At 67.3% G+C, this 2,214-nt stretch carries 1 protein-coding gene and 1 pseudogene; both read right to left on the reverse strand.

The genetic code is table 11. The features are described from left to right. Positions 1–625: pseudogene (locus tag HMPREF1024_RS31810) on the reverse strand (sodium ion-translocating decarboxylase subunit beta); the annotation flags it as partial. A gap of 15 nt (positions 626–640) precedes the next feature. Continuing rightward, the coding region (gene oadA, locus HMPREF1024_RS07580; RefSeq protein WP_032451404.1) for a sodium-extruding oxaloacetate decarboxylase subunit alpha at positions 641–2,214 on the reverse strand (1,574 nt) is incomplete at its 5' end.

Here is a 2,214-nt window from a genome sequence, read left to right on the forward strand (position 1 = left end):
AAATCGCCGTCGGGCCGTCGGCGCCGCCGATGATGCCGATGGCCGCCGCCTGCGGCAGGGTGAAGCTGATGATGCCGAAGTAGTTCAGCGTCAGCGCCCCGAGCACGGTGGCGAAGATCCCGAACTGCGCTGCCGCCCCCAGCAGCAGGGTGCGCGGGTTAGCCAGCAGCGGGCCGAAATCGGTCATCGCCCCGACGCCCATAAAGATGACCAGCGGCGCGATGCCCGAGCCAATCGCCACCTTATAGAAGATGGCCAGCACCCCGGCGGAGTAGCCCATGTCCACCGCGAGGCTCTCCATCTGCCCCTGTACCGACGGCAGGGCCAGGGCCAGCGCTTCCTTGATGGCGTGGACGTCCGGCGCGCAGTGGAGCTTCGCGGCAATCACCGCCTGCTGCGCCGGGTCGTGGTGGGCCAGCAGGCTCTCCAGGGCGGTGAGCGCCAGCCCGGCCTCCGGAATATTGGAGAGCAGGCCGCCGAAGCCAATCGGCAGCAGCAGTAACGGCTCGAACTTCTTCGCAATCGCCAGCCAGAGCAGCAGCAGGCTGACCAGCAGCATGATGGCCTGGCCGGCGCCGAGGTGCATCAGCCCCATGCCCTGAATCAGGGCGTTCAGACTTTCCATTTCCGTTCCTTTTCCTTACGCCAGGGCCATCAGGGTGTCGCCGACCGCCACCGCGTCGCCGGCTTTCACCGCGATACCGCGCACGGTCCCGGCCTGCGCGGCGCGGATTTCGGTTTCCATCTTCATGGCTTCCAGAATCAGCAGCACTTCGCCTGCGGCCACCGTCTGGCCTTCGCTGGCCAGCACCTTCCAGATAGTGCCCGCCAGCGGGGCGGTCACCGGGGTACCGGCGCCGGCCGGGGCGGCAGCGGCGGGTGCAGAGGCAGGAGCAGGAGCAGCCGCCGTCAGCTGGCTGACGTCACCGCCGTCGCTGACTTTGACCACAAAGGCTTTGCCTTCCACCTCCACGGTGTAGACGCCGGAGGCGGCAGGTTTTTCTGCTTTTGCCACTGGCTGCGCGGCTTCCGCCTGCGGCACCGGCTCAAAGGCCGCCGGGTTGTGGCGGTTTTCGAGGAACTTCAGGCCGATTTGCGGGAACAGCGCCACGGTGAGCACGTCGTCGATGGCGTTTTCGGCAAGCGTGATGCCCTTCTCCTGCGCCTGGCGTCTGACGTCGGCTTCCAGCTGCGCCAGCTCCGGCTTCAGCAGGTCGGCCGGGCGGCAGGTGACCGGGTCGGCGCCGTCGAGCACCCGCGCCTGCAGGGCGGCGTTCACCGGGGCCGGGGTGCGGCCGTACTCGCCCTTCAGGATACCGGCGGTCTCCTTCGCGATGGTTTTGTAGCGCTCGCCGCCCAGCACGTTGAGCACCGCCTGGGTGCCGACAATCTGCGAGGTCGGGGTCACCAGCGGGATGAAGCCGAGGTCCTCGCGCACGCGGGGGATTTCCGCCAGTACTTCATCCAGACGGTGGGCGGCGCTCTGCTGCTTCAGCTGGCCTTCGAGGTTGGTGAGCATCCCGCCCGGCACCTGGGCGACGAGGATACGGCTGTCGGTGCCTTTCAGCTGGCCTTCGAAGGCGTGGTACTTCTTACGCACCTCGCGGAAGTAGGCCGCGATGCTCTCCAGCCTGTGGATATCCAGCCCGGTGTCGTACGGCGTGCCAGCGAGGGTGGCGACCAGCGCCTCGGTGGCCGGGTGGCCATAGGTGGCGCTCATCGAGGAGATGGCGGTATCGACGCCGTCGACGCCGGCTTCAATGGCCTTCAGCAGCGCCATCTCCGCCATCCCGGTGGTGGCATGGCAGTGCAGGTGCAGGGTGACGTCATAGCGCTTCTTGATTTCGCTGACCAGCTCAAAGGCGGCATGCGGCGTCAGAATGCCGGACATGTCCTTGATGGCGACGGAGTCAACGCCGGTCTCCAGCAGCTGTTCGGTGAGGTCGAGCCAGGTCTGCAGGGTGTGCGCCGGGCTGGTGGTGTACGAAAGCGTACCCTGGGCGTGGGCGCCGTGGCGGCGGACCGCCTGCAGGGCGGCCTGCATGTTGCGCGGGTCGTTCATGGCATCGAAGACGCGGAAGACGTCCATGCCGTTTTTGACGGCGCGCTCCACGAAGCGCTCCACCACGTCGTCGGCGTAGTGGCGGTAGCCGAGCAGGTTCTGGCCGCGGAGCAGCATCTGCAGCGGGGTCTTCGGCATCGCCTTTTTCAGCT

It is taken from the genome of Klebsiella sp. 4_1_44FAA (assembly GCF_000238715.1).
GTDB lineage: Bacteria > Pseudomonadota > Gammaproteobacteria > Enterobacterales > Enterobacteriaceae > Klebsiella > Klebsiella pneumoniae.